Annotated in this window: 18 protein-coding genes and 4 pseudogenes; 18 read left to right on the top strand and 4 right to left on the bottom strand. The window is 63.6% G+C overall.

Annotated features, from left to right (window positions below; all coding sequences use genetic code 11):
* The first annotated feature begins 120 nt into the window (after positions 1-120).
* The 9 genes and pseudogenes from rseP to OMK73_RS18180 all read left to right on the top strand — a co-directional run bounded on the left by rseP (position 121) and on the right by OMK73_RS18180 (position 9,708).
* Positions 121-1,511: pseudogene (rseP, locus tag OMK73_RS18220) on the top strand (RIP metalloprotease RseP).
* A gap of 98 nt (positions 1,512-1,609) precedes the next feature.
* Positions 1,610-3,943, top strand: a complete 2,334-nt coding sequence (gene bamA / locus OMK73_RS18215; protein ID WP_267603345.1) for an outer membrane protein assembly factor BamA — start codon at positions 1,610-1,612, stop codon at positions 3,941-3,943.
* Positions 3,944-3,980: 37 nt separating this feature from the next.
* Positions 3,981-4,508, top strand: coding sequence for an OmpH family outer membrane protein (locus OMK73_RS18210; protein ID WP_267603343.1), 528 nt, complete (start codon positions 3,981-3,983; stop codon positions 4,506-4,508).
* A gap of 34 nt (positions 4,509-4,542) precedes the next feature.
* Positions 4,543-5,730, top strand: coding sequence for a UDP-3-O-(3-hydroxymyristoyl)glucosamine N-acyltransferase (lpxD, locus tag OMK73_RS18205; protein WP_267603342.1), 1,188 nt, complete (start codon positions 4,543-4,545; stop codon positions 5,728-5,730).
* Positions 5,645-6,094 (top strand): 3-hydroxyacyl-ACP dehydratase FabZ, encoded by a 450-nt coding sequence (gene fabZ / locus OMK73_RS18200; RefSeq protein WP_043346934.1) that lies wholly within the window; start codon positions 5,645-5,647, stop codon positions 6,092-6,094. Before lpxD ends, fabZ begins: the two co-directional genes overlap by 86 nt.
* Positions 6,095-6,196: 102 nt before the next feature.
* Complete coding sequence (gene lpxA, locus OMK73_RS18195; RefSeq protein ID WP_267603338.1) at positions 6,197-7,000, top strand: acyl-ACP--UDP-N-acetylglucosamine O-acyltransferase; 804 nt, start codon at positions 6,197-6,199, stop codon at positions 6,998-7,000.
* 14 nt (positions 7,001-7,014) lie between these two features.
* Positions 7,015-8,219 (top strand): annotated as a pseudogene (lpxB, locus tag OMK73_RS18190) (lipid-A-disaccharide synthase).
* On the top strand, positions 8,219-8,929 hold the full coding sequence (gene rnhB / locus OMK73_RS18185; RefSeq protein ID WP_267603336.1) for a ribonuclease HII: 711 nt from the start codon (positions 8,219-8,221) through the stop codon (positions 8,927-8,929). The pseudogene lpxB and the gene rnhB overlap by 1 nt, the downstream one beginning before the upstream one ends.
* Entirely contained in the window at positions 8,926-9,708 is a 783-nt protein-coding gene (locus tag OMK73_RS18180) for a TrmH family RNA methyltransferase (protein ID WP_267603335.1), read from the top strand. Before rnhB ends, OMK73_RS18180 begins: the two co-directional genes overlap by 4 nt.
* 660 nt (positions 9,709-10,368) lie before the next feature.
* Here the strand turns inward: OMK73_RS18180 and ppsR are convergent.
* A complete protein-coding gene (ppsR, locus tag OMK73_RS18175; RefSeq protein WP_400091293.1) occupies positions 10,369-11,277 on the bottom strand; it encodes a pyruvate, water dikinase regulatory protein in 909 nt (302 codons plus the stop codon).
* A 268-nt stretch (positions 11,278-11,545) separates the two neighbouring features.
* On the opposite strand from ppsR, the gene ppsA reads away from it, so the two are divergent.
* The 3 genes from ppsA (at position 11,546) to OMK73_RS18160 (ending at position 15,494) form a co-directional block, all read left to right on the top strand.
* A complete protein-coding gene (gene ppsA, locus OMK73_RS18170) occupies positions 11,546-13,930 on the top strand; it encodes a phosphoenolpyruvate synthase (protein ID WP_267603334.1) in 2,385 nt (794 codons plus the stop codon).
* 140 nt (positions 13,931-14,070) lie between these two features.
* A complete protein-coding gene (locus tag OMK73_RS18165) occupies positions 14,071-14,496 on the top strand; it encodes an NfeD family protein (protein WP_267603333.1) in 426 nt (141 codons plus the stop codon).
* Positions 14,497-14,561: 65 nt separating this feature from the next.
* Positions 14,562-15,494 (top strand): SPFH domain-containing protein, encoded by a 933-nt coding sequence (locus OMK73_RS18160; protein WP_267603330.1) that lies wholly within the window; start codon positions 14,562-14,564, stop codon positions 15,492-15,494.
* A gap of 59 nt (positions 15,495-15,553) precedes the next feature.
* Here OMK73_RS18160 and smpB read toward each other — a convergent pair whose 3' ends face one another.
* A complete protein-coding gene (gene smpB, locus OMK73_RS18155) occupies positions 15,554-16,006 on the bottom strand; it encodes an SsrA-binding protein SmpB (protein WP_267603329.1) in 453 nt (150 codons plus the stop codon).
* Between the two features lie 250 nt (positions 16,007-16,256).
* Between smpB and OMK73_RS18150 the strand changes: the two genes are divergently transcribed.
* Both OMK73_RS18150 and OMK73_RS18145 read left to right on the top strand, forming a co-directional pair.
* A complete protein-coding gene (locus OMK73_RS18150; RefSeq protein ID WP_267606423.1) occupies positions 16,257-16,694 on the top strand; it encodes a type II toxin-antitoxin system RatA family toxin in 438 nt (145 codons plus the stop codon).
* A pseudogene (locus OMK73_RS18145) lies at positions 16,687-17,039 on the top strand (RnfH family protein). Before OMK73_RS18150 ends, OMK73_RS18145 begins: the two are co-directional and overlap by 8 nt.
* 101 nt (positions 17,040-17,140) lie before the next feature.
* Here OMK73_RS18145 and OMK73_RS18140 read toward each other — a convergent pair.
* Positions 17,141-17,647 (bottom strand): DUF4124 domain-containing protein, encoded by a 507-nt coding sequence (locus tag OMK73_RS18140; protein WP_267603326.1) that lies wholly within the window; start codon positions 17,645-17,647, stop codon positions 17,141-17,143.
* Positions 17,648-17,764: 117 nt separating this feature from the next.
* On the bottom strand, positions 17,765-18,733 hold the full coding sequence (locus OMK73_RS18135) for a DMT family transporter (RefSeq protein WP_267603324.1): 969 nt from the start codon (positions 18,731-18,733) through the stop codon (positions 17,765-17,767).
* Positions 18,734-18,855: 122 nt separating this feature from the next.
* Between OMK73_RS18135 and guaB the strand changes: the two genes are divergently transcribed.
* From guaB to OMK73_RS18115, 4 genes and pseudogenes are all read left to right on the top strand, one after another.
* Positions 18,856-20,319, top strand: coding sequence for an IMP dehydrogenase (gene guaB, locus OMK73_RS18130; protein WP_267603323.1), 1,464 nt, complete (start codon positions 18,856-18,858; stop codon positions 20,317-20,319).
* A 149-nt stretch (positions 20,320-20,468) separates the two neighbouring features.
* Positions 20,469-21,079 (top strand): annotated as a pseudogene (locus tag OMK73_RS18125) (hypothetical protein).
* On the top strand, positions 21,054-22,673 hold the full coding sequence (gene guaA / locus OMK73_RS18120) for a glutamine-hydrolyzing GMP synthase (protein WP_267603318.1): 1,620 nt from the start codon (positions 21,054-21,056) through the stop codon (positions 22,671-22,673). The pseudogene OMK73_RS18125 and the gene guaA overlap by 26 nt, the downstream one beginning before the upstream one ends.
* A 345-nt stretch (positions 22,674-23,018) precedes the next feature.
* Positions 23,019-25,223 carry an OsmC domain/YcaO domain-containing protein gene (locus tag OMK73_RS18115; RefSeq protein WP_267603317.1) on the top strand — a complete coding sequence of 735 codons (2,205 nt, stop codon included), beginning with the start codon at positions 23,019-23,021 and terminating at the stop codon, positions 25,221-25,223.
* The last annotated feature ends 323 nt before the right edge of the window (positions 25,224-25,546 follow it).

Here is a 25,546-nt window from a genome sequence, read left to right as displayed (position 1 = left end):
CCGGGATCGGCGACAATAGCGGCGCACCGGCCGATGCCGGCGCACCGGTTGCCGGGGCTCGTGCCCGGCGTCTCCTTTGTGCTATCGAGGCGTTAAGCCCCTGACGACAAGCTGCCTGCCATGCAAACCGTAATTGCTTTCGTCGCTGCCCTTTGCATCCTGATCTATTTCCATGAAATGGGTCACTACGTGGCCGCGCGCCTGTGCGGGGTCAAGGTGCTGCGCTTCTCGATCGGCTTCGGGCGGCCGCTGGTGCGCTGGGTGTCCAAGGGGCGGGACCGCACCGAATGGACCATCGCCGCGATTCCGCTGGGTGGCTACGTCAAGATGCTCGACGAGCGGGAGGGCGATCCGGGCCATGATGCGCCGGTCGATCCCGCCGACCTGCCACGCGCCTTCAACCGGCAGCCGGTGGCCAAGCGCTTCGCCATCGTGGCAGCCGGGCCGCTGGCCAATTTTGCCCTGGCTATTGTGCTGTATTTCGTGTTGTTTGCCGGTGGCATGCGCGAGGCCGTGCCCATCGTCGCGGCGCCGCCTGCCGGCACGCCCGCGGCCGAGGCGGGCTTGCGCGAGGGCGATCGCGTGCTGGCGCTGCAGGCCAATGGCCAGACCGAGCAGGTGCGTTCCTGGAACGACCTGCGCATGGCCGTGTTCGCCCAGGGCTTTGGCGACGCCAGCGCGGTGCTGCACGTGCGCGCGGCCGATGGCGCCGAGCGCGATGTGAAGCTGCCGCGGCTGCCGAATACCGGCGGCAATCCCGAACAAGACCCGCTTGCCACGCTGGGGCTGGCCCTCAAGGGCGGCCCGGTCACGATTACCGAAGTCCTGCCGGACTCCGCCGCGCAACGCGCCGGCCTGCGCCAGGGCGATCGCGTGGTGGCCTGGCAGGGACGCCCGCTGACCCAGGCCGGGGAGCTGATCCGCGGGGTCAGGGCGCAGCCCGGCGCCGAGGTCACGCTTGGCATCGAGCGCGAGGGCCGGCGCCTGGATGTGCCCGTTAAGCTGGATACGGTCCCTGCTGCGCAGGGCGCCAGCGCGGCAGCCGCCGCCACCGGCAAGCTCGGCGCCGCGCTGAGCCAGGCGGTCGAGATGGAGACCGTGCGCTACCAGCCGGTCGAGGCGCTGAGCCGCGCGGTCGGGCAGGTCTGGAGCACGAGCGCGCTCTCGCTCAAGCTGCTCGGAAAGATGCTGGTGGGGCAGGCGTCGCTGCAGAACCTGAGCGGCCCGCTGACCGTGGCGGACTACGCGGGGCGTGCCGCCCACCTCGGCTGGCAGCCCTTTGTCGGCTTCCTGGCGTTGGTCAGTGTTAGCCTCGGTGTATTGAATTTGTTACCTATTCCGGTATTGGATGGGGGCATTTGCTGTATTATTGCGTTGAATTTTTGACTGGCAGGCCCGTACCAGACCGCTGGCAGGCTGTGCTGCAGAAGGTCGGCATCGCCTGCGTCTTGCTCCTGACTTCGCTCGCCTTGTTCAACGATGTCAGCCGGCTGTTTTTAGCGCGCGGCTAGACATAGGTTGCCGGCTGCGGCGTGCGGGTGTCACTGACACCCCGCGCCGGCTGCCGAGCCAAGGCGCAGCCCCGTGAAGCATCGGAGCCCAATCCTGCATGGAATCAAAGAGGGGATCAAGATTGATCAGACATAAGCGCATCTCGCTGGGCGTGCTGGCGAGTGCCATCATCGCGGCCTGGACCCCAGTGAGTTGGGCCGCGGAGCCATTCGTCGTCAAGGACATTCGTGTCGAGGGCCTGCAGCGGGTCGAGCCGGGTACGGTGTTCGGCTACCTGCCGGTCAAGGTCGGCGAAACCTTCAGCGACGACAAGGGCGCGGACGCCATTCGTGCCCTGTATAACACCGGGTTCTTCAAGGATGTCCAGATCCGTTCCGAGGACGGTGTGCTGGTGGTCCAGGTGGAAGAGCGTCCCGCCATCTCCCAGCTCGAATTCGTCGGCATCAAGGAATTCGACAAGGACACCCTGCGCCGCTCGTTGCGCGCGGTGGGCGTGGCCGAGGCCCGGTACTACGACAAGGCCCTGATCGACAAGGCAGAGCAGGAGCTCAAGCGCCAGTACGTGGCGCGTGGCTACTACGCGGCCGACGTCCAGACCACGATCACCCCGGTCGACCGCAACCGCGTATCGGTGGTGTTCAATGTCGACGAAGGTCCGGTGGCCAAGATCCGCCAGATCAATATCGTCGGCAACAAGGCCTTCAAGGAAAGCACGCTGCGCGATGAAATGCAGCTGTCGACCCCGAACTGGCTGTCCTGGTACACCAAGAACGACCTGTATTCCAAGCAAAAGCTCACCGCCGACCTGGAGGCACTGCGTTCGTACTACCTGAACCGCGGCTACCTCGAGTTCGCCATCGAATCGACGCAGGTGTCGATCACGCCGGATAAGAAGGACATCTTCCTGACGCTGAACATCAAGGAAGGCGACCAGTACAAGGTGTCGGACATCCACCTGGCGGGCGAGCTGCTCGGCAAGCAGGCCGAGATGGAAAAGCTGCTCAAGCTGCAGAAGGGCGAGGTCTTCTCGTCCGAGAAGCTGACCCAGAGCACCAAGGCCATCACCGACCTGCTGGGCACCTACGGCTACGCGTTCACCACCATCAACCCGCAGCCGCAGATCGACAAGGAAAAGCGTGAAGTCGCGCTGACCCTGATGGTCGACCCGGGCCGTCGCGTCTATGTCCGCCGTGTCAACGTGGTGGGCAACAGCAAGACCCGCGATGAAGTGGTGCGCCGCGAAATGCGCCAGATGGAAAGCTCGTGGTTCGACAGCGAAAAGCTGACGCAATCGCAGGCCCGTATCAACCGTACCGGCTACTTCACCGACACCAACATCACCACCGAAGACGTGCCCGGCGCGCCCGACCAGGTCGATGTGAATGTCAACGTGACCGAAAAGCCGACCGGCCAGATCAGCCTGGGCCTGGGCTTCTCCTCCACGGACAAGCTGGTGCTGCAGGCCGGCCTGCGCCAGGACAACGTGTTCGGTTCGGGTACCAGCCTGGGCCTGGACGTGAACACGGCGAAGTCCTTCCGTACCATCTCGCTGACGCAATACGATCCGTACTTCACGGTGGACGGCATCAGCCGCTCGACCGATATCTACTACCGTACGTCGCGGCCGCTGTACTACACCGGTGACCAGGACTACAAGATCGTATCGGAAGGCGGCAACGTCAAGTTCGGCGTGCCGTTTACGGAAACCGATACCGTGTTCTTCGGTATCGGCTACGAGCGCACCCAGGTGACCATCTCGCCGAACACCCCGCTCCAGTACGGCCAGTGGCTGACCAAGATCGGCAAGTCCAGCGGCGACCCGATCAACAACTTCCCGTTCACGATCGGCTGGGCCCGTGACCGTCGCGACAGCGCGCTGGTCCCGACCAAGGGACCCTACACGCAGGTCAACCTTGAAGTGGGCGTGCCCGGCGGCGATACGCAGTACTATCGCGCCAGTGCCCAGCAGCAATATTTCTATCCGCTGTCCAAGGCCTTCACGCTGGCCTTCAACGGTGAAGTGGCTTACGGTCACGGCTATGGCAACACGCCGTTCCCTGTGTTCAAGAACTTCTACGCCGGTGGTATCGGTTCGGTTCGCGGCTACCAGACCAGCACGCTGGGCAAGAAGGACCAGAACGGCAACCCGATCGGCGGCGCCTCCAAGATGATCGGTAATGTCGAATTCATCTTCCCGCTGCCGGGCTCGGGCGTGGACCGGACCCTGCGCCTGTTCACCTTCTTCGACTTTGGTAACGTGTACGAGGAAGGGGCCCCGATAGTGTTCAGCCAGCTCAAGTATTCGACGGGCCTGGGCATGTCCTGGCTGTCGCCGATCGGTCCGCTCAAGATCAGCGTGGGCTTCCCGCTGAAGAAGGACGAGACCGACAAGGTACAGCGCTTCCAGTTCCAGATCGGTACTGCGTTCTGAGCGAGAATAGAGAAAAGAAGGATTGAGGAACGGATTCATGAAAACAACATTCCCACTGATCAAGAGCCTGGCCGCCGCCGCGCTGACGGCCGGCGCGCTGCTGGCTGCCGCGCCCGCCACGGCGCAGGAAGCACGCATCGCCGCGGTCAATTCCGAGCGTATCCTGCGCGATTCGGTGCCCGCCAAGCAGGCCCAGGTCAAGCTGGAGCAGGAATTCTCCAAGCGTGACCGCGAGTTGCAGGACATGGCCCAGAAGATCAAGGGCATGGCCGACAAGCTCGACAAGGACACGGCCGTGCTGGCCGATGCCGACCGTCAACGCCGCCAGCGCGAAGTGGCCGATCTGGATCGCGAATTCCAGCGCAAGCAACGTGAATTTCGCGAGGACCTGAACCAGCGCCGCAACGAGGAACTGGCCCAGGTGCTCGAGCGCGCCAACCGCGTGATCCGCCAGCTTGCCGAGCAGCGCAAGTACGACCTGATCGTGCAAGAGGCCGTGTACGTCAATCCTCGCATCGACATTACCGACGATGTGATGAAAGCGTTGAACGCCGGCAGCAAGTAAGCTGCCAGTTTTCGCCGTCCAAGGAAGTACTGCCATGCAAACACCCACACTGGGTCAGCTCGCCACCGATACCGGCGCGCAGGTTGTGGGTGATCCCGACCTCGCCGTGCGCGGCCTCGCGCCGCTCGACCAGGCCGGTCCCGACCAGCTCTCGTTCCTCTCGAATCCCCTGTACCTGCCGCAGGCGCTGGCCTCCGGCGCCGGCGCCGTCATCGTGTCGGCGCCCGACCTGGAGCGCATCCGGGCCGAAGGGCAGGCCGACGGCCGCAACTGGCTGGTGGCACGTAACCCTTACGTGTGCTTTGCCCGTATTGCGCAAGGGTTCGAGCGCCGCGCCAACACCGACCACCGTACCGGCATCGACCCGCGCGCCAGCGTGGCGCCCGACGCCGTGGTGCCGCCGTCCTGCTTTATCGGCCCCAACGTGGTGATCGAAAGCAGGGCCCGGCTCGGCGAGCGGGTGCGCATCCTGGCCAACGGCTTTGTCGGCGCGGGGGCGCAGATCGGCGATGACACGCTGATCTACGCCAATGTCTCGGTCTATCACCAATGCGTGGTGGGCATGAGATGCATACTGCACAGCGGTGTGGTGCTGGGTGCGGATGGCTTCGGCTTTGCGCCGGATATCGGCCCGGGCGGCGTCGAGTACGTCAAGATTCCCCAGACCGGCCGCGCCGTGCTGGGCAATGACGTCGAGGTCGGCGCCAATACCGCGATCGATCGCGGTGCCATGGCAGACACGGTCATCGAGGACGGCTGCAAGCTCGACAACCAGGTACAGATCGCGCATAACGTGCGGGTCGGCGCGCATACTGTGATCGCAGGCTGCGCGGCGATTGCCGGCAGTACCAAGGTCGGGCGCTTCTGCGTGATCGGGGGCTCGGCCAACTTTGCCGGCCACCTGAACATCGCCGACCGCACCACGGTTTCCGGTGGCACTTCGATCACTAAATCCATTCCCAAGCCCGGCGGGCATTTCACGAGCGTATTCCCGGTTCAGCCGCATGGCGAGTGGGAGCGCACCGCAGCCACCTTGCGAGGCCTGAGCAAATTGCGCGACCGCGTGATTCAGCTTGAGAAGCGCTTGCAAGGGCAAGACGCCGGCAATTCTATCCCGCATACCGAAGAGAAAAATCATGAACGCCGTCGATATCGACATCCGCAAGATCCTCAAGCTGCTGCCGCATCGTTACCCGTTCCTGATGGTAGACCGCGTGCTTGAACTGGAGCCGCAAAAGCGTATCAAAACGCTGAAGAACGTCACCATGAACGAGCCGTACTTCCAGGGCCATTTCCCGGGTCACCCCGTGATGCCGGGCGTGATGATCCTCGAAGCGCTGGCGCAGTCGGCCGGCCTGCTGACCTTTGGCGCCGACATGGAGCGCAAGGAGAACTCGCTGTATTACTTCGTCGGCATCGACGGCGCACGTTTCAAGCAGGTTGTGACGCCGGGCGACCAGCTGCACATGACCGTATCGGTTGAACGCTATATTCGCGGCATCTGGAAGTTCAAGGCATTTGCCACCGTCGACGACAAGGTGGCTTGCGAAGCTGAGTTGATGTGCACCGTCAAACAAGCCGACTAACAAGCCAGTCATCAGGGCTACGCCCTGAAGGCAGGTCCTGGACGTATTGGCTCACTGTATTGACCGTTCAATCTTTTCATCTCAGACCATAGGACAGGACGCATGACGCAAATCCATCCCAGCGCACTGGTCGACCCGAAGGCCGAGCTTGCAGCCGACGTGACGGTCGGGCCGTTTTCCATCGTGGGTCCCCACGTGCGCCTTGGCAGCGGTACCCAGGTGGGTGCGCATACCACCATCGAAGGGCATACCACCGTTGGCGCGGATAACCGCATCGGGCCGTACGCTTCGGTGGGTGGCACGCCGCAGGACATGAAGTACCGCAACGAGCCGACCCGGCTCGTGATCGGCGATCGCAATACCATTCGCGAATTCACCACCATCCACACCGGCACGGTACAGGACCTGGGTGTGACCAGCATCGGCGACGACAACTGGATCATGGCCTACGTGCACATCGCGCACGATTGCCAGGTGGGCAACCACACGGTGTTCTCCAGCAACGCGCAGATCGCCGGCCACGTGCAGGTGGGCGACTGGGCCATTCTTGGCGGGATGAGCGGGGTGCACCAGTTCGTGCGCATCGGCGCGCACGCCATGCTGGGTGGCGCCTCGGCACTGGTGCAGGACCTGCCGCCGTTCGTGATCGCCGCTGGCGACAAGGGCGGCAACAAGGCCACGCCGCACGGCATCAACGTGGAAGGCATGCGCCGCCGCGGTTTTGACGCCGCGCAGATCGCGGCCCTGCGCCAGGCTTACAAGGTGCTGTACAAGTCCGACCTGAGCTTTGAAGCCGCCCGCAACGAGATCGCGCAACTGATCGCGCAGGCCGAAGGCACCGCCACGGCAGCGCTGCAGGGTTTCCTAGACTTCATTGCCGCCACGCAGCGCGGCATTGTGCGCTGAAGCCGGATACAGCCATGGTCGACGGTGTCCTACCGGCCATGGAGGCCACGCCGGTCGCGGCGGGCGCGGGCAATCGCGGCACCATCGCCATGGTGGCTGGCGAGAACTCAGGCGACCTGCTTGCCTCCTTGCTGATGGGCGGGCTCAAGGCCCGCCTCGGCGAAGTCAGCTATGCCGGCATCGGCGGGCCCCGCATGATGGCGCAGGGGTTCGAGTCGCAATGGCCGATGGACACCCTCTCGGTCAACGGCTACGTGGAGGTGCTGGGCTCGCTGCGCGAGATCCTCGCCACGCGCCGCGCCATCAAGGAAAAGCTGCTGGCGCAGCCGCCGCTGTGCTTTATCGGCGTGGATGCGCCGGATTTCAACTTCGGGCTCGAGGTACCGCTGCGCCGTGCCGGCATTCCGGTGGTGCACTTCGTCAGCCCGTCGATCTGGGCCTGGCGCGGGGGCGTATCCGCACCATCGCGCGCGCGGTCGACCACATCCTGTGCCTGTTCCCGTTCGAGCCTGAGATCTACGCCCGCGCCGGGATTCCCGCCACCTATGTGGGCCATCCGCTGGCCGACGTGATCCCGATGGTGCCGGACACGCAGGGCGCCCGCGAGAAGCTCGGCCTGCCGGCCGGGCCTCGCGTGGTGGCCGTGCTGCCCGGCAGCCGGCAGTCCGAGGTGCGCAACCTGGGCGCGACGTTCTTCGCGGCGATGGCACGCATGCACAGCATGGACGGCAATCTCGCCTTCGTGCTGCCGGTTGCCAGCGCACCGCTGCGCGAGATCGTCGCGGGCCTGCACCAGCAGTACCCGCAGATCCCGCTGACCGTCATCGACGGGCAGTCGCACCTGGCCATGGAAGCCGCCGACGTGATCCTGCTGGCTAGCGGCACCGCCACGCTGGAGGCGGCGCTGTACAAGAAGCCCATGGTGATCTCGTACAAGGTGCCCTGGCTGACCGCGCAGATCATGAAGCGGCAGGGTTACCTGCCCTATGTGGGCCTGCCCAACATCCTGTCGGGGCGTTTTGTCGTGCCCGAATTGTTGCAGGACGACGCCACGCCCGAGGCATTGGCGCGCGAGACGCTGCTGCAGCTGAACGACGAAGGCAACACCGCGTTCCTGCGCGACCATTTCACCCAGATGCACCAGACGCTTAAACGCAATACCGCCGAGATCGCTTCGGCCGTGGTCGCCGACCTGATCCGGCAGCGGAGGGGCGTGTAATGGCGCGCCGACCCACAGCCACCGCCAAGGGCGATTCGGCCCAGCTCGGTTTCGACCTGACCGGCGCCGGCGCGCAGGTCCGCCACCTGTGCGGCGTGGACGAAGCGGGCAGGGGCCCGTTGGCCGGCCCGGTCTATGCCGCCGCCGTGGTGCTGGACCCGGCTCGTCCAATCCAGGGCCTGGCGGACTCCAAGGTGCTGACCGCGCGCCGTCGCGAGGCGCTGTTCGACGAGATCTGCGAGCGCGCCTTGGGCTGGCATATCGCCCAGGCGTCGGTGGAAGAGATCGACACCATCAACATCCTGCATGCCACCATGCTGGCCATGCAGCGTGCCGTGCATGGCCTGGCCGATTCCGGCCTGGAGCCGGACCTGGTGCAGGTGGACGGCAACCGCCGCCCGCAGGTGCGTTTTGCAGTCGAGGCCATCGTCAAGGGCGATGCCAAGGTGCAGGCCATCTCGGCGGCCTCCATCCTGGCCAAGGTGGCGCGCGACCGCGAACTGCTGATGCTGCACGCCACGTACCCGCAGTACGGCTTCGATGCCCACGCCGGCTACGGTACGCCGCAGCACCTGGCAGCGCTGGCCGAGTTCGGCGCCACACCGCACCACCGGCGCTCGTTTGCGCCCGTGCGTGAAGCCATCGCGCTGGGGCGCATCGCACCCGTTGCCGCCGCCCCGGTGCCAGCATTCCCGGAGCCGCAATTGTGAAGCACGTCACTTCGCGCGAGAACGCGCTGTTCAAGCACCTCAAGGCGCTGACCGGCTCCACGCATGCGCGCCGCAAGGCGGGGCATTCGGTGCTCGATGGCGTGCACCTGGCGCAAGCCTATCTGGACGCGCTGGGCCAGCCGGTGCAGTGCGTGGTGTCCGAGCGGCACTACGATCATGCCGAAGTGGCGGCGCTGCTCAGGCAGATCGAGCCCGAGCGCGTGGTGCTGCTGGCGGATGCCTTGTTTGACCAGATCGCCGGCGTGGTCAACGGCATCGACCTGATGCTGGTCATCGACACGCCCACCGGCCACCTGCCGTCGCATATCGACACCGATTGCATCATCCTGGACGGCGTCCAGGATGCCGGCAACGTCGGCTCGATCCTGCGCAGCGCCGCGGCCGCGGGCATCCAGCACGCCTTTCTTGTCACCGGCAGCGCCTTCGCCTGGTCGACCAAGACCCTGCGCGCCGCCATGGGCGCCAATTTCCACCTGAACATCGTCGAGCACTGCACGCTCGACATGCTGGCGCCGCGTCTGGCAGTGCCGCTGCTGGCCACGTCCTCGCACGCGCAGGCAGCCGTGTTCGACACCGACCTGCGTGGTCCGGTCGGCTGGGTGGTGGGCAATGAAGGCGCGGGCGTGAGCCCGGAGTGGATGGACAAGATCAGCCGCACGGTTGGCATTCCCCAGCCGGGCGGGCTGGAATCGCTGAACGTGGCCGCGGCCACGGCGATCTGCCTGTTCGAGGCGGTGCGGCAGCGGCGGCAGGGCTGATACCAGGTGCCAGGTGCGTGGAAGGATTGGCCCGAGGTTTTTCCCCTCTGCCGCGCGGCGGATGAGGGGCGGGGGAGAGGGCGGGCATTCGTCAAGGACGCGATCTCGCGCCTGGCCCGTGGCGATTGCCATTGGAATCAGCAATTGAGCGCATGACAGCGCTGTCGAGCGCCCGCCCTCTCCCTCGGCCCCTCTCCCACAAGTGGGAGAGGGGAGCAAACCGGCGGAAAGATCAACCAATTGTGGTAGCCGTGATTTCCGCCCCCAGGCGGCAATCACCTGCCCGCGACGCGAAGCGAGCCGTCAAGGTTTTCATCTCCCGTTATGGGGCGCCTCGTCGGCAGGCAAAAAGAGCGGAAAAGAGGGGGCCATGTCTGAGCATCGCCTTAAGGCGATGTGAGTTTGGCCCCCGGCCGCTCTTTTTGCCTGCCGACGAGGAGTCTTTCGCCCCATCCGGGTCGCCTTCTTTGCCTACTTTCTTGGCGAGACAAGAAAGTAGGTCGCCTCCCCGCAGGGGAGGTGAAACTGCCTTTGATTTTAAGCTTTTGAGCTTTTGACGTTAAGCATCGTGGATGGCGAACAACTAGGCATTCGAGGACCAACGCCACATCCAACGCCCGCCCTCTGCCCCGCTGGCTTCATCCGCGGCTCGATGCTTCCTCAATAATTGCTGTCGCGGTCCACCTTGATCTCCTGCAGGATCGTGGTGGCGATCTCTTCGATCGACTTGTGCGTGGACGACAGCCATTTGATGCCCTCGCGGCGCATCATGGCCTCGGCCTCGTTGACCTCGTAGCGGCAGTTCTCCGGCGCTGCGTACTTGCTGCCCGGGCGCCGCTCGTTGCGGATCTCGGCCAGGCGCTGCGGATTGATCGACAGCCCGAAGATCTTGCTCTTGAACGCGTAGAGCGCGGTGGGCAGCTTGCCGCGCTCGAAGTCGTCGGGAATCAGCGGGTAATTGGCCGCCTTCAGCCCATACTGCATGGCAAGGTAAAGGCTGGTCGGGGTCTTGCCGCTGCGCGACACGCCCACCAGGATGATGTCGGCCTCGGCCAGGTTCTTGTGCGACTGGCCGTCGTCATGCGCGAGCGAGAAGTTGATCGCCTCGATACGGTTCTGGTAGGCCTCGGTGTCCGCGTTCTGGTGAAAACGGCCGATCGCATGGGTGGACTTCAGCCCGAGCTCCTTCTCCAGCGGCTCGATGAAGGTCTGGAACATATCCAGGATCATGGCCTTGGCGCGGCGGATCGCCTTGTTCGACTCCTGGTTGACCAGGGTGGTGAAGACGATGGGCTGCACGCCTTCCGCGTAGAAGGCCTCATTGATCTTGCCCACCGCGATGTGCGCCTTTTCGGGCGTGTCGACGAATGGCATGCGCACTTTGCGGAAACGCATCTCGAACTGGGCCAGGATCGAGTGGCTGAAGGTCTCGGCGGTAATGCCGGTGCCATCGGAGACGATAAAGACCGTGCGGATGGCGGGGCGCTCCTCTTTACTCGGTTCCTGGGGTTGCTGCGGCGCAAGGGGCGCAGCGGGAGCATCGGGCTGGGGAGCGTCGGGCAGGGACATGTATGGACAATTATTTTTGAATCCGCGCTCCGCGAAAGTGCGGTGCGGCACGGTAGAATAGCGGCGATCTTTTCGCTAAGCAATTCCGTCAGCGCTGTTGGCACAACGATTCGGCCACGAATTGTCAACAATGTGCGCTGCAGCAATCACGATCGCATACCGATTGTGAGCCGCTGGGACTGTTTAGCCAAGCGATCCGTCCGGTAGCAGAACTCCAACAATATTCCGGGCGTCAGCAACAGGTTTCTTACTTTGTTTTGAGGCTTTTATGAACAACCCGGCAATTGACGGCGCCTACGTGCTGCCGTTCGAGCAGTTGCGCAAGGAAGATGTGGAAACCGTGGGCGGCAAGAATTCGTCGCTCGGCGAGATGATCTCGCAGCTGGCCGAGGCTGGCGTGCGGGTGCCCGGCGGCTTTGCCACCACTTCGCTGGCTTTTCGCGACTTCCTCGCCCACAGCAACCTGACCCAACGCATTTCCGATCGCCTGAAGGCCCTTAACGTCGACGACGTCAAGGCCCTGGCCGAAGCCGGTGCCGAGATCCGCGGCTGGGTCGTCGAAGCGCCGTTCCAGCCCCGCCTGGAAAAGGAAATCCGCGAGTTCTATGCCCGCGCCGAAGAGCGCGAAGGCGCCGAGGCTTCGTTCGCCGTGCGTTCCTCGGCCACGGCCGAAGACCTGCCGGACGCGTCGTTCGCCGGCCAGCAGGAGTCGTACCTCAACGTCAGCGGCATCGACGACGTGCTGGACAAGATCCGTCACGTGTTCGCCTCGCTGTACAACGACCGTGCCATTTCCTATCGCGTGCACAAGGGCTTCGCGCACGACATCGTCGCGCTGTCCGCCGGCGTGCAGCGCATGGTGCGCTCGGACGTGGGCGCCGCGGGCGTGATGTTCACCATCGACACCGAATCCGGCTTCCCCGACGTCGTCTTCATCACCTCCAGCTACGGCCTGGGCGAAACGGTGGTGCAGGGCGCGGTCAACCCGGACGAGTTCTACGTCTTCAAGCCCACGCTGCAAGCGGGCAAGTACCCCATCATCCGCCGCTCGATCGGCTCCAAGCTGATCAAGATGGAATTCACCGCGCCGGGCGAAGCCGGCCGCGTCAAGACCGTCGACGTGCCCATCGAACTGCGCAACCGCTACTCCATCACCGACGCCGATGTGTCGGAGCTGGCCAAGTACGCGATGATCATCGAGAAGCATTACGGCCGCCCGATGGACATCGAGTGGGGCAAGGACGGCCGCGACGGCAAGATCTACATCCTGCAGGCGCGCCCGGAAACGGTGAAGAGCCAGTCCGCGGGCAAGGCAGAGCAGCGCTTCAAGCTCAAGGGCACCGCGCCCGTGCTGACCAGCGGCCGCGCCATTGGCCAGAAGATCGGCACCGGCCGCGTCCGTGTGATCAATGACCCGTCCGAAATGGAACGCGTGCAGCCCGGTGACGTGCTGGTCGCCGACATGACCGATCCCAACTGGGAACCGGTGATGAAGCGCGCCGCCGCCATCGTGACCAACCGCGGTGGCCGTACCTGCCACGCGGCCATCATCGCGCGCGAGCTCGGCGTGCCGGCCGTGGTCGGCTGCGGCGACGCCACCGACCTGCTCAAGGACGGCACGCTGGTGACGGTGTCGTGCGCCGAGGGCGATGAAGGCCGTGTGTACGACGGCCTGCTCGAAACCGAGGTCACTGAAGTGCAGCGCGGCGAAATGCCGGAAATCGACGTCAAGATCATGATGAACGTCGGTAACCCGCAACTGGCCTTCGACTTCTGCCAGATCCCGAACCAGGGTGTTGGCCTGGCCCGCCTCGAGTTCATCATCAACAACAACATCGGTGTCCACCCGAAGGCCATCCTTGACTACCCGCAAGTCGATGCCGACCTGAAGAAGGCCGTGGAAAGCGTGGCCCGCGGCCATGCCAGCCCGCGTGCGTTCTATGTGGACAAGCTGGCCGAAGGCATCGCCACCATCGGCGCGGCGTTCTACCCGAAGCCCGTCATCGTGCGCCTGTCGGACTTCAAGTCCAACGAGTACAAGAAGCTGATCGGTGGCTCGCGCTACGAGCCGGACGAAGAAAACCCCATGCTGGGTTTCCGCGGCGCCTCGCGCTACATCTCCGAAGACTTCGCCGAAGCCTTCGAGATGGAATGCAAGGCCATGAAGCGCGTGCGCGACGACATGGGCCTGACCAACGTCGAGATCATGGTGCCGTTCGTGCGCACGCTTGGCCAGGCCGAGAAGGTCATCGGCCTGCTGGCCAAGCACGGCCTGAAGCGCGGCGAGAACGGCCTGCGCGTCATCATGATGTGCGAAGTGCCGTCCAACGCGATCCTGGCTGAGGAGTTCCTGCAGTTCTTCGACGGCTTCTCGATCGGCTCGAACGACCTGACCCAGCTCACGCTGGGCCTGGACCGCGACTCCGGCATGGAGCTGCTGGCCAAGGACTTCGACGAACGCGACCCGGCCGTCAAGTTCATGTTGTCGCGTGCCATCTCCACTGCGCTGCGCCTGGACAAGTACGTCGGCATCTGCGGCCAGGGCCCCTCGGACCACCCGGACTTTGCGCTGTGGCTGGCCAAGGAAGGCATCAAATCGATCTCGCTGAACCCCGACTCGGTGGTCGATACCTGGAAGCAACTGGCTTCCTGAGGCATTTGACGTCACAATAGCGGTACACCGGCCCTGCGCCAGGTGTTCCGAACCCCGCAGGCGCTCTGGCGCTGCGGGGTTTTTTGTCTTGGCCGTGGCCAGGACAAAGGCAGGTGAGCAGGTAAGCAAGGAGGGGAAATATGGCGCCGTACTACATCTGGTTTGCGCTGGCCGCGGTGCTGGTGATCGCGGAACTGGGGCTCGGCACCTTGTATTTGCTGATGGTGGCGCTGGGCGCCACCGTGGGCGGCCTGGGTGCGCTGGCCGGGCTTGGCGCAGCCGCCCAGACCCTGATGGCGGCGCTGGTGGCGCTAGCCGGCTTTGTCGCGCTGCGGCGGTCCCGCTACGGGCGCGTCAAGCGCGACGCGGCGGAACGAGACCCCAACGTCAACCCGGATATCGGCCAGGAGCTTGAGGTGCCGGCCTGGGGCGAGGCCGGGCGGGCGCGGGTGCGTTACCGCGGCACCGACTGGGACGTGGAGCTCCAGGCGGCCGGCCCGGCAGCGCCTGGGCGTTTTCGCATCGTCGAGGTACGCGGCAATACGCTCTTCGTCAGCCCGCGGTAGGGCGCAGCCTCGATTTCCACCGGTTTCTCGCCGTTCGTTTTTTTCAACCCCGTCACGGAGGTCCCATGTTCGAATTCTTCGGCAGCCTGCTGCCCCTGCTGATCCTGGTCGCCGTCATCGTGCTGGTGGCGCAAAGCTTCAAGATCGTGCCGCAGCAGCATGCCTGGGTGCTGGAACGCCTCGGCAAGTACCGCGCCACGCTGACGCCGGGGCTGACCGTCGTGCTGCCCTTCATCGACCGCGTGGCCTACAAGCATGTCCTGAAGGAAATCCCGCTCGATGTGCCGAGCCAGATCTGCATTACCAAGGACAACACGCAATTGCAGGTGGACGGCGTGCTGTACTTCCAGGTCACCGACCCGATGAAAGCGTCCTACGGATCCAGCAATTTCGTGGTGGCCATCACTCAGCTGTCGCAGACCACGCTGCGCTCGGTGATCGGCAAGCTGGAGCTGGACAAGACCTTCGAGGAGCGCGAGTACATCAACCACAGCGTGGTCAATGCGCTGGACGAGGCCGCCGCGAGCTGGGGCGTGAAGGTGCTGCGCTACGAGATCAAGGATCTCACTCCGCCCAAGGAAATCCTGCACGCGATGCAGGCGCAGATTACCGCCGAGCGTGAAAAGCGGGCGCTGATCGCCGCGTCGGAAGGCAAGCGCCAGGAGCAGATCAACCTGGCCACGGGCGCGCGCGAGGCCGCCATCCAGAAGTCCGAAGGCGAGCGGCAGGCGGCCATCAACCGGGCGCAGGGCGAGGCCTCTGCGATCCTGGCGGTGGCGGAGGCCAACGCGCAGGCCATCGAGAAGATCGGACATGCCATCCGCACGGACGGCGGCATGGAGGCGGTGAACCTGAAGGTGGCGGAGGAGTACGTGAGCGCCTTCGGCAGTCTGGCCAAGCAGGGCAACACGCTGATCGTGCCGGGCAACCTTGGTGACATGAGCACCATGATTGCGTCGGCGCTGCAGATCGTCAAAGGCCAGCAGAAGGGGGCTTGAAGAAGGGCGATGAAGCGAGGCGGCAGTCTTGCGGCGTGCTGCCAGGCTGCCTCGGTCTATTACTCTTTTCCGGCGCCCTTCATGATCCGCGCTTTCTCCCGCTGCCAGTCGCGGTTCTTCTCGGTTTCGCGCTTGTCGAACATCTTCTTGCCCTTGGCCAGGCCGATCTCGCATTTGACGCGTCCGCGCGTGTAATGCAGGTTGAGCGGCACGATCGTGAAGCCGCGCTGCTCCACCTTGCCGATCAGGCGTTTGATCTCTTCGGCCTTGAGCAGCAGCTTGCGAGTGCGCACCGCATCGGGCGAGATATGGGTGGAGGCGCTGTTCAGCGCGCTGATATGGGCGCCGATCAGGAACAGCTCGGCGTCGCGAATGACCACGTAGCCTTCCTTGATCTGCACGCGTCCCGCGCGGATCGCCTTGACTTCCCAGCCCTCGAGCACGATCCCCGCCTCATATCGCTCTTCGATGAAGTAGTCGAAAAAGGCTTTCTTGTTGTCTGCGATGGTCATGCGGTCCGGATAGTGGAAATGGAGATAAGTAAAACAAACACCAAAAACGAAGGGGAAAGCCGCTGCGGCGACGCTGCAGGGCCACGCAAGGCCATAAGGCCGTGGTTTGAGCGCTATCGTGCGCGTCCGGGGTGCCGTCGGCGCGCGCGTGGGCTAAAATCGGGATTCTAGCAAACCGGCCCGCTCCGGTGGATTCCGCAGTGCGTCATGGCGCTGGCGGCGCTTCGCGCGGGCCATGATTCCCCACTACATGGCAGACGTCCATAAATCCGTGCTGCTCGGCCATTCCGCCGAGCAGATGTACAACCTGGTCACGCAAGTCGAGGACTATCCCAAGTTCCTCCCCTGGTGCGGTGGCGTGGAGGTGTTCGAGCAGACCGAGACAATGCTCGACGCCAAGATCTACATCCACTTCAACGGCATCAAGCAGTACTTCCACACCCGCAATACGCAGGAGCGGCCCACCAAGATCGATATGGTGTTCGAGGACGGGCCCTTCAAGACCTTCAGCGGTTCCTGGCGCTTCACGCCCCTGCGCGAGGATGCCTGCAAGATCGAATTCCACCTGCACTACGAGTTCTCCAGCTTCCTGCTGGAGAAAATCATCGGGCCGGTGTTCAACATGATCGCCAATACGTTTGTCGACGCGTTCGTCAAGCGTGCCGAAGTGGTCTATGGCAATGGCTGACGAGGCCGGCATCCCCGGCACTGCACCTGCGGTGCGTATCTCGGTTTGCTACGCCCGTCCTGGCGACGCCTTCCTGAAGGAACTCGAGGTGCCCCCGGCACCACCATTGTCGCCGCGATTGCCGCTTCAGGCTTGCTGCAGGCTTGTCCGGAGGTGGATCCCGCCACCATGCGGGTCGGCATTTTCAGCAAGCTCAAGACACCGGACACCCTGGTGCGGGCCGGCGACCGCATCGAGGTCTATCGCCCGCTGGTGGCCGATCCCAAGTCGGCGCGCAACCGGCGCGTGCAGAAGACCCGCAAGGGCGGCACGCGCGAAGGGCTGAAATGGCTACGTGGCGGCTGACTGGCGCCGGCACGGAGTACGCAGGCGCTCAGGCGCTCAGGCGCAGTTTTGCTCGAGACTGGCGTTGACGCGTTGCAATTCGGCCTGCCGCTCGTCATCGTTCAGATGACGCGGCGTGCCGTCTGGCGCTGGCACGGCAATGCGGCGGTTCTGCTGCAGCGAAGTCGCATAGTTGCGCGATTGCGCGCAGCGCACCTGGCGTTCCTGCGCGGCCAGGTCCTTGGCGGCCTGGTCCGCTTCCGCTTCGACTGCGCGGCACGGCGCTTTTGGAAGGCCTCCTCGGCACTTGCCATGGACTCCGCTTTTACCTTGCCATCGCCCTTCGCGGCCGGCGCGGGCTGGGTGCCTGCAACAACGCCTGCTGGGCCAGCTCCCGCCGCTGGCGAGCCGCCAGGCTCGATCGGGCGCAAGCTGCCGGCAAAGCGTCCGGGGGCCTTGATCACACTGGCGGCAGGCACCGAGGGCGGCGGCGGCACGTCGCTGTAGACCATGCGGCCATTGCCGTCGCGCCACTGCCATTGCGAATCCGTCTGGGCGGTGGCAGCCTGGCACAGGCAGGCGAGGGCGGCCAGCGTGGCGAGATTGAAGAGCGCGGTCGATCGTTTCATGGCTTGGCGTGTAGGGAGGCAGCCTGCGGTGACAAGTGCGGCAGCAGGGCGCGCAGGGCTGGAACCCCACTGCGCGAGTGACTCGCGCGCCCTTGGCTGCCGGGATTGGCCGCTAGTTTAGGCAGACTTGTCGACAGCGTGCAAGCGCACCGACCAGGCCACGCCAATCATCAGCAACACAATGGCCGCGATTTCCAGCGGGCGTGGCAGCCGATGGTCGAAGACAAAGCCATACGCCAGCGCGAACAACGTCTCGAACACGATCATCTGGCCCGACAAGGTGAGCGGCAGGCGGCGGCTGGAGATATTCCACAGGTTGTTGCCGATCAGCGACGCGCCGAGCGCCACGGCCGCGTTAACCATCCAGAACCATTGCCAGTCGCGCCCGCCGCTGGCCGCGGCGAGGCTGTCGCCGGCCACCAGCCAGCCCAGCAATGCCAGCAGCGCCAGCACCACCGACACCACGCCGGTGGAGATGCCATAGAGCGCGGACCATTCATTGCCGCTGTACTGCGGGTTGCGCTGCAGGTAGCGTGCGTTATCGACCGCGTAGAGCGTCCAGCACACCAGCGCGCCGGCCGCGCACATCACGCCGGCCAGGCGTTGCCAGACGCTGCGCACCGCCTCGCCCGCGGCAGCGCCATGCGCGTGCCCTGCGCCGGAGAACAGGTCGATATTGATGCAGGCGATGCCGGCGGCCACCACCAGCAACGGCCAGATCAGGCGCGACAGCGGCACGGCGCCATGGTCGCGCCGGCCCATGATGGTGACGGAGATGGGCAGGATGCCGATGATCAGCGAGGTGGGGCCCACGCCGGCAAGCTGTACGCCAAACGCCAGCAGCACGTAGTACAGCAGGTTGCCGGTGAAGGCCTGGCGTAGCAGTGCAAGGCAATCCGCGCGCGTGAGCTTGCGCGCAATGCGCTTCATCAGCGGCACCGCGGCGATGAAAGCGACCAGCCCGTAGGCCAGGTAGCGGCCGATCGCGAGTTCCCAGGGGGAGAATACGGGCAGCAGCTTGGGGGCAATGAACACCATGCCCCAGAAGGCGCCGGCCAGCAGGCCGCACAGTACGCCGATACCCATTGTTGCTTGCCTATCCCTGAAAAAAGACAAAGAGCATAGCAGACTTGAACAAGGGCACTCGCAGGCGCGTCAAGAAACGTGCCATTCCTGTATAATTCGGTTTTGCGCCTAGAGGAATTGCTATGCGTCTTGTCCAGAAAGCACTCACATTCGATGACGTGCTCCTCGTGCCGGCCTATTCGTCGGTACTGCCCCGGGATGTTTCGCTCCGTACCCGCCTGACCCGTTCGATCGAATTGAACATTCCGCTGGTATCCGCCGCCATGGATACCGTCACGGAAGCCCGCCTGGCGATTGCCATGGCGCAGGCCGGTGGTATCGGCATCGTCCACAAGAACCTGAAGCCGGCCGACCAGGCCCGGGAAGTGGCGCGCGTGAAGCGCTACGAATCCGGCGTGCTGCGTGACCCCATCACGATTCCCCCAGACATGAAGATCCGTGATGTGATTGCATTATCACATCAATACGGCATCTCCGGTTTCCCGGTGGTGGAAGGCAAGACGGTCGTCGGCATCATCACCAACCGCGACCTGCGTTTCGAGGAAGAACTCGACGCGCCCGCGCGCGCCAAGATGACCCCGCGCGAAAAGCTCGTCACGGTGGGCGAAGACGCCTCGCTGGAGGACGCCAAGCGCCTGATGAACCGCCACCGCCTCGAGCGCGTGCTGGTGGTCAACAAGGATTTCGAGCTGAACGGCCTGATCACCGTCAAGGACATCCAGAAGGCAGTGGAGCATCCGCTCGCCAGCAAGGATGACCGCGGCCAGCTGCGCGTAGGCGCCGCAGTCGGCGTGGGCCCTGACAACGATGAACGCGTCGACCTGCTGGTCAAGGCCGGCGTGGACGTGATCGTGGTAGACACCGCCCACGGCCACAGCCAGGGCGTGCTGGACCGCGTGCGCTGGGTCAAGCAGAACTATCCGCAGGTGCAGGTGATCGGCGGCAACATCGCCACCGGCTCGGCCGCGCGGGCGCTGGTCGATCATGGCGCCGACGGCGTCAAGGTTGGCATCGGCCCGGGTTCGATCTGCACCACCCGTATCGTCGCTGGCGTGGGCGTGCCGCAGATCACCGCGGTCTCCAACGTGGCCGAAGCCCTCAAGGGCACCGGCGTGCCGCTGGTGGCCGACGGCGGCATCCGCTACTCGGGCGACATCGCCAAGGCACTGGCTGCCGGCGCGCATGTGGTCATGATGGGCGGCATGTTCTCCGGTACCGAAGAGGCACCGGGCGAAGTGTTCCTGTACCAAGGGCGTTCTTTCAAGAGCTACCGCGGCATGGGTTCGGTCGGCGCGATGAAAGACGGCGCGGCAGATCGTTACTTCCAGGAAGACAACACCGCCAACGTCGACAAGCTGGTCCCCGAAGGCATTGAAGGCCGCGTGGCCTACAAGGGCTCGGTCACCGCCATCATCCACCAGATGTGCGGCGGCGTGCGTGCCTCCATGGGTTACTGCGGCAGCAGCTCGATCGCCGACTGGCACGAGACGTCCGAGTTCGTGCAGATCACCGCCGCGGGCATGCGCGAGTCGCATGTGCACGACGTGCAGATCACCAAGGAAGCGCCGAACTACTACATCGACTAAGTCGGGCTGAGTCGAACAAGTGCGTCGACCAGGCAGGTCTCTATGAACTGGCGGCTGCGCGGGACCCGGATGTCCTGCCAGCCGCGCGCCGGCTGCGCCGACCGGCGCCGCCCCCAAGCCAGGCCCCGCGCCAGGCCGGAGGAGTTCTTATGAAAGTATTGCTGCGTGCCGTGCTGTTCCTGGACGCATTGCTGAATCTGCTGCTCGGCATCGTCATGCTGCTGTCGCCTTTCACGACCTTCTACAGCGCGCTGCAATTGCCGCAGCCGCAGCCCGCCATGTACGGGCAGTTGCTCGGCGTGGCCCTGATCGGCCTGGCCTTGCTCCTGTGGCAGGCGACCGTCAACGGGCAGCTCACGGTGGCGGTGGCGCGAACAGTCGGGCAGGTCAACCTGGCCAGCGCGGTGCTGATCGTGGCGTGGATGCTCATGTTCGACCTGCCCGTGCAGGGCGCCGGAAAGATCTGGCTGCCGGTGCTGGCCGCGATGCTGGCCTTCTTCGCCGCGGTGCAGATCCCGGCCGCCAAGCGCGTACGCGTGCGCGAACGCGAGCAACGTGAACAACGGGAGCTGCAAAAAGAAACGCAAAACAAGGATGCCGGCGCCGCCCCGTGGCACGCCGGCCGCAATCACCCGAATACCGGCGCGAGCCGAGTGTCACGCCACCGCCCGGCTATGGTCCGGGCACCGAAGTGATGACCGAGCCCGCACCGGACGAAACGCCATCCGCCCATCATGCACGACAAAGTCCTCATCCTTGATTTCGGCTCGCAAGTTACGCAGCTGATCGCCCGCCGCGTGCGCGAAGCGCACGTCTACTGCGAGATCCACCCGAACGACGTCACGGACGAATTCGTGCGCGAGTTCGCGCCCAAGGGCATCATCCTGTCCGGCAGCCACGCCAGCACCTACGAAGACCACCAGCTGCGCGCGCCGCAGGCCGTGTGGGACCTCGGCGTGCCGGTGCTGGGCATCTGCTACGGCATGCAGACCATGGCCGTGCAGCTGGGCGGCAAGGTGGAATGGAGCGACCATCGCGAGTTCGGCTACGCCGAGATGCGCGCGCATGGCCACACCGCGCTGCTCAAGGACCTGGAGGACTTCTCCACGCCCGAAGGCCACGGCATGCTCAAGGTCTGGATGAGCCACGGCGACAAGGTTGCCGAGCTGCCGCCCGGCTTCAAGCTGATGGCCTCCACGCCGAGCTGCCCGATCGCCGGCATGGCCGACGAAGCGCGCGGCTACTATGCAGTGCAGTTCCACCCGGAAGTCACGCACACGGCCAAGGGCCGCGACATGCTCGAGCGCTTCGTGCTGAAGATCGCCGGCGCCAAGCCTGACTGGGTCATGCACGACCATATCGCCGAAGCCGTCGCCAAGATCCGCGAACAGGTGGGCGACGAAGAAGTGATCCTCGGCCTGTCCGGCGGCGTCGATTCGTCGGTGGCCGCGGCCCTGATCCATCGCGCCATCGGCGACCAGCTCACCTGCGTGTTCGTCGACCACGGCCTGCTGCGCCTGAACGAAGGCAAGATGGTGATGGACATGTTCGCCGGCCGCCTGCACGCCAAGGTCATCGCCATCGACGCCTCCGAGCAGTTCCTCGGCCACCTGGCCGGCGTGACCGATCCCGAGCAAAAGCGCAAGATCATCGGTCGCGAGTTCGTCGAAGTGTTCCAGGCCGAAGCCAAGAAGCTGACCAACGCGAAGTGGCTGGCCCAAGGCACGATCTACCCCGACGTGGTGGAATCCGGTGGCACCAAGACCAAGAAGGCCACCACCATCAAGAGCCACCACAATGTGGGCGGCCTGCCGGAAACGCTGGGCCTCAAGCTGCTTGAGCCGCTGCGCGACCTGTTCAAGGACGAAGTCCGCGAACTCGGCGTGGCGCTCGGCCTGCCGCCGGAAATGGTCTACCGCCATCCGTTCCCGGGCCCGGGCCTGGGCGTGCGTATCCTGGGCGAAGTCAAGCGCGACTACGCCGAGCTGCTGCGCCGCGCAGATGCGATCTTCATCGAAGAGCTGCGTGGCACGGTGGCCACCGAGCAAGACGCCGCCGCCGGCATGTGCGAGCCCTCGCAAGTGGGCAAGAGCTGGTATGACCTGACCAGCCAGGCGTTTGCGGTGTTCCTGCCGGTCAAGTCCGTTGGCGTGATGGGCGACGGCCGCACCTATGACTACGTGGTGGCGCTGCGTGCGGTGCAGACCACGGACTTCATGACGGCGCATTGGGCGCATTTGCCGTACGCGCTGCTGGGGCGGTGCTCGAACCGCATCATCAATGAGGTGCGTGGTTTGAATCGCGTGGTGTATGACGTGTCGGGCAAGCCGCCGGCGACGATCGAGTGGGAGTGAAATTCCCGTTGGGAAACATTATTCGCTAGTTGATTGACTATTAAAGCCCTGTTTTTACAGGGCTTTATATTTCGGATTGTCGCCTGGTAGTTCTCGCATTCTGGAGAGTGTTGGAGGAACTCGTGGCGATTCAGTTTGGTACAACTGCACTTGGCGTTGCCGTGGATATCGCCATGGCACATGGAAGCTCGCCGGTTCCAGCCATGTCTTGCGCCGTGGCGTTCCCCTGTCAAATTATCCGTATGCGGCAGCGTTTGTGGAAAGCATCGATGCATTGCACGGCACCGGCGTGGCGGCAGATAGTAGCGGCTACATCATTTTTAGCACCATTTTTGGAATTCTCCCGTGGAAATTAAAGTCAACTTTCTCGATAAACTACGTCTTGAAGCCAAGTTCGATGACTTCACGGTAGTGGCCGACCAGCCTATCCGTTATAAGGGCGATGGCTCGGCGCCTGGTCCCTTCGATTATTTTCTGGCCTCATCGGCCTTGTGTGCCGCTTACTTTGTGAAGTTGTACTGCGTAACCCGCAATATTCCTACCGAAAATATCCGCCTGTCGCAGAATAATATTGTTGATCCGGAAAACCGTTACCAACAGATTTTCAAGATTCAGGTTGAGTTGCCGCCGGATATCTCGGACATGGACCGCCGAGGTATTTTGCGCTCTATCGAGCGTTGTACGGTGAAAAAAGTGGTGCAAGCCGGACCCGAGTTTGTCATTGAAGAGGTAGAGAACTTGGATGCCGATGCTCAGTCGTTGCTGGCGTTGAAGCCGGCTTCTGACGCCAGCACCTATATTGTGGGCAAGGATCTGCCGTTGGAGCAAACCATCGCCAATATGTCGGGCGTTTTGGCGGATCTGGGCATGAAGATTGAAATCGCTTCGTGGCGCAATATCGTTCCCAATGTGTGGTCGCTGCATATCCGCGATGCGCACTCGCCGATGTGTTTTACCAATGGCAAGGGAGCGACCAAAGAAAGCGCGTTGGCGTCGGCGTTAGGGGAGTTTATCGAGCGCCTGAACTGCAACCATTTCTATGGCGGTACGTTTTGGGGCGAGGACATCGCCAATGCGGCGTTTGTTCATTACCCGAACGAGCGCTGGTTCATGCCTGGCCCGGAGGATGCGCTGCCGGCTGAAATTCTGGATGCATACTGCCTGCAAATTTATAATTCCGATGGCGAGTTGCATGGCTCGCATCTGTACGACACCAACTCCGGCAATGTACAGCGCGGTATCTGTTCGCTGCCGTATGTGCGGCAGTCGGACGGCGAAGTGGTGTATTTTCCATCCAACCTGATCGAAAACCTATTCGTCAGCAATGGCATGAGTGCCGGTAATACGCTGGCTGAAGCGCAGGTGCAATGCCTTTCCGAAATTTTCGAACGGGCGATAAAGCGCGAAATTCTGGAAGGTGAAATCGCATTGCCTGATGTGCCGCACGAAGTGCTGGCGAAATACCCCGGCATTCTGGCCGGAATTCAGGGGTTGGAAGAGCAGGGCTTTCCGGTGCTGGTAAAGGACGCGTCGCTGGGCGGGACCTATCCGGTGATGTGCGTCACCTTGATGAACCCGCGGACAGGCGGTGTCTTTGCCTCGTTCGGCGCGCACCCAAGCTTCGAAGTGGCGCTGGAACGGAGTCTGACGGAATTGCTGCAGGGGCGCAGTTTTGAAGGCCTGAACGATTTACCTCAGCCCACCTTTGTCAGTAACGCCGTGACGGAATCAAACAACTTTGTTGAGCACTTCATCGATTCCAGCGGTGTGGTGTCGTGGCGCTTTTTCAGCGCCAAAGCGAATTTCGAGTTTGTTGAGTGGGATTTTTCTGGCCAGGGTGAAAACTCCAATGCCGAGGAAGCCGCAACGTTGTTCGGCATTCTCGAAGACATGGGCAAAGAGACTTACATGGCGGTGTATGACCAGCTGGGTGCCGTAGCCTGCCGGATTTTGGTGCCTGGTTATTCGGAAGTTTACCCGGTAGAGGATTTGATCTGGGATAACACAAACAAGGCGCTGTTGTTCCGCGCCGACATTTTGAACTTGCATCGCCTGGACGATGCCGGCCTGGAGGATCTGCTTGAGCGGTTGGATAACAGTGAGCTGGATGAGTACTCCGATATTGCCACTTTGATCGGCATCGAATTTGACGAGAATACGGACTGGGGGCAGCTGACAGTTCTCGAGTTGAAGCTGCTGATTCATCTCGCCCTGCAGCAGTTGGAGGAGGCGCAAGAGCTGGTAGGAGCCTTCCTGCAGTACAACGACAACACGGTCGAGCGCGGATTGTTTTACCAGGCCTTGAATGTGGTGCTGGAGGTGCTGCTCGATGACGACCTGGAACTAGACGACTACGCGGTCAACTTCCGTCGGATGTTTGGCAACGCTCGGATGGACGCGGTAATGGGGTCAGTGGACGGCAGCGTGCGCTTCTTCGGATTAACGCCAACGAGTATGAAACTGAAGGGTTTCGATAGGCACCACCGCCTGATCGACAGTTACAAAAAATTGCATAAGGCGCGGGCCAATGTGGCGGCTACAGCCAGCTAGGGTTACGAGTCATGGCTGGATGCGATGATGCCGTTCAGGGGGCGGCGTTGGATCGCGGTGACAGAGGACGGCTTCCAACAAGCAACGTGTACGGCGGTCTCAATCTACACCCGTATCTCTGAGGGGCGCCTACTGACAAGGTCTGCTTGTCTTATGAAGCGTTTATGGAGCCGGCCAGGAAGCCGCGCACGCCTGGCCAGCCCGAATTGAATGCGCCGAACGGCGCTCGGGATCGGTCTTCTTGCCGGTAGCCCCCGCTTCAGCCTGCCTCTTCCCTATGGCCTGCCGCCAGCTCGCTCATGACCTGCGCTTCCCGTGCAATC

It is taken from the genome of Cupriavidus sp. D39 (genome assembly GCF_026627925.1).
Taxonomy (GTDB): Bacteria; Pseudomonadota; Gammaproteobacteria; order Burkholderiales; family Burkholderiaceae; genus Cupriavidus; species Cupriavidus ulmosensis.
This window is presented reverse-complemented; position numbering and strand designations above follow the sequence as displayed.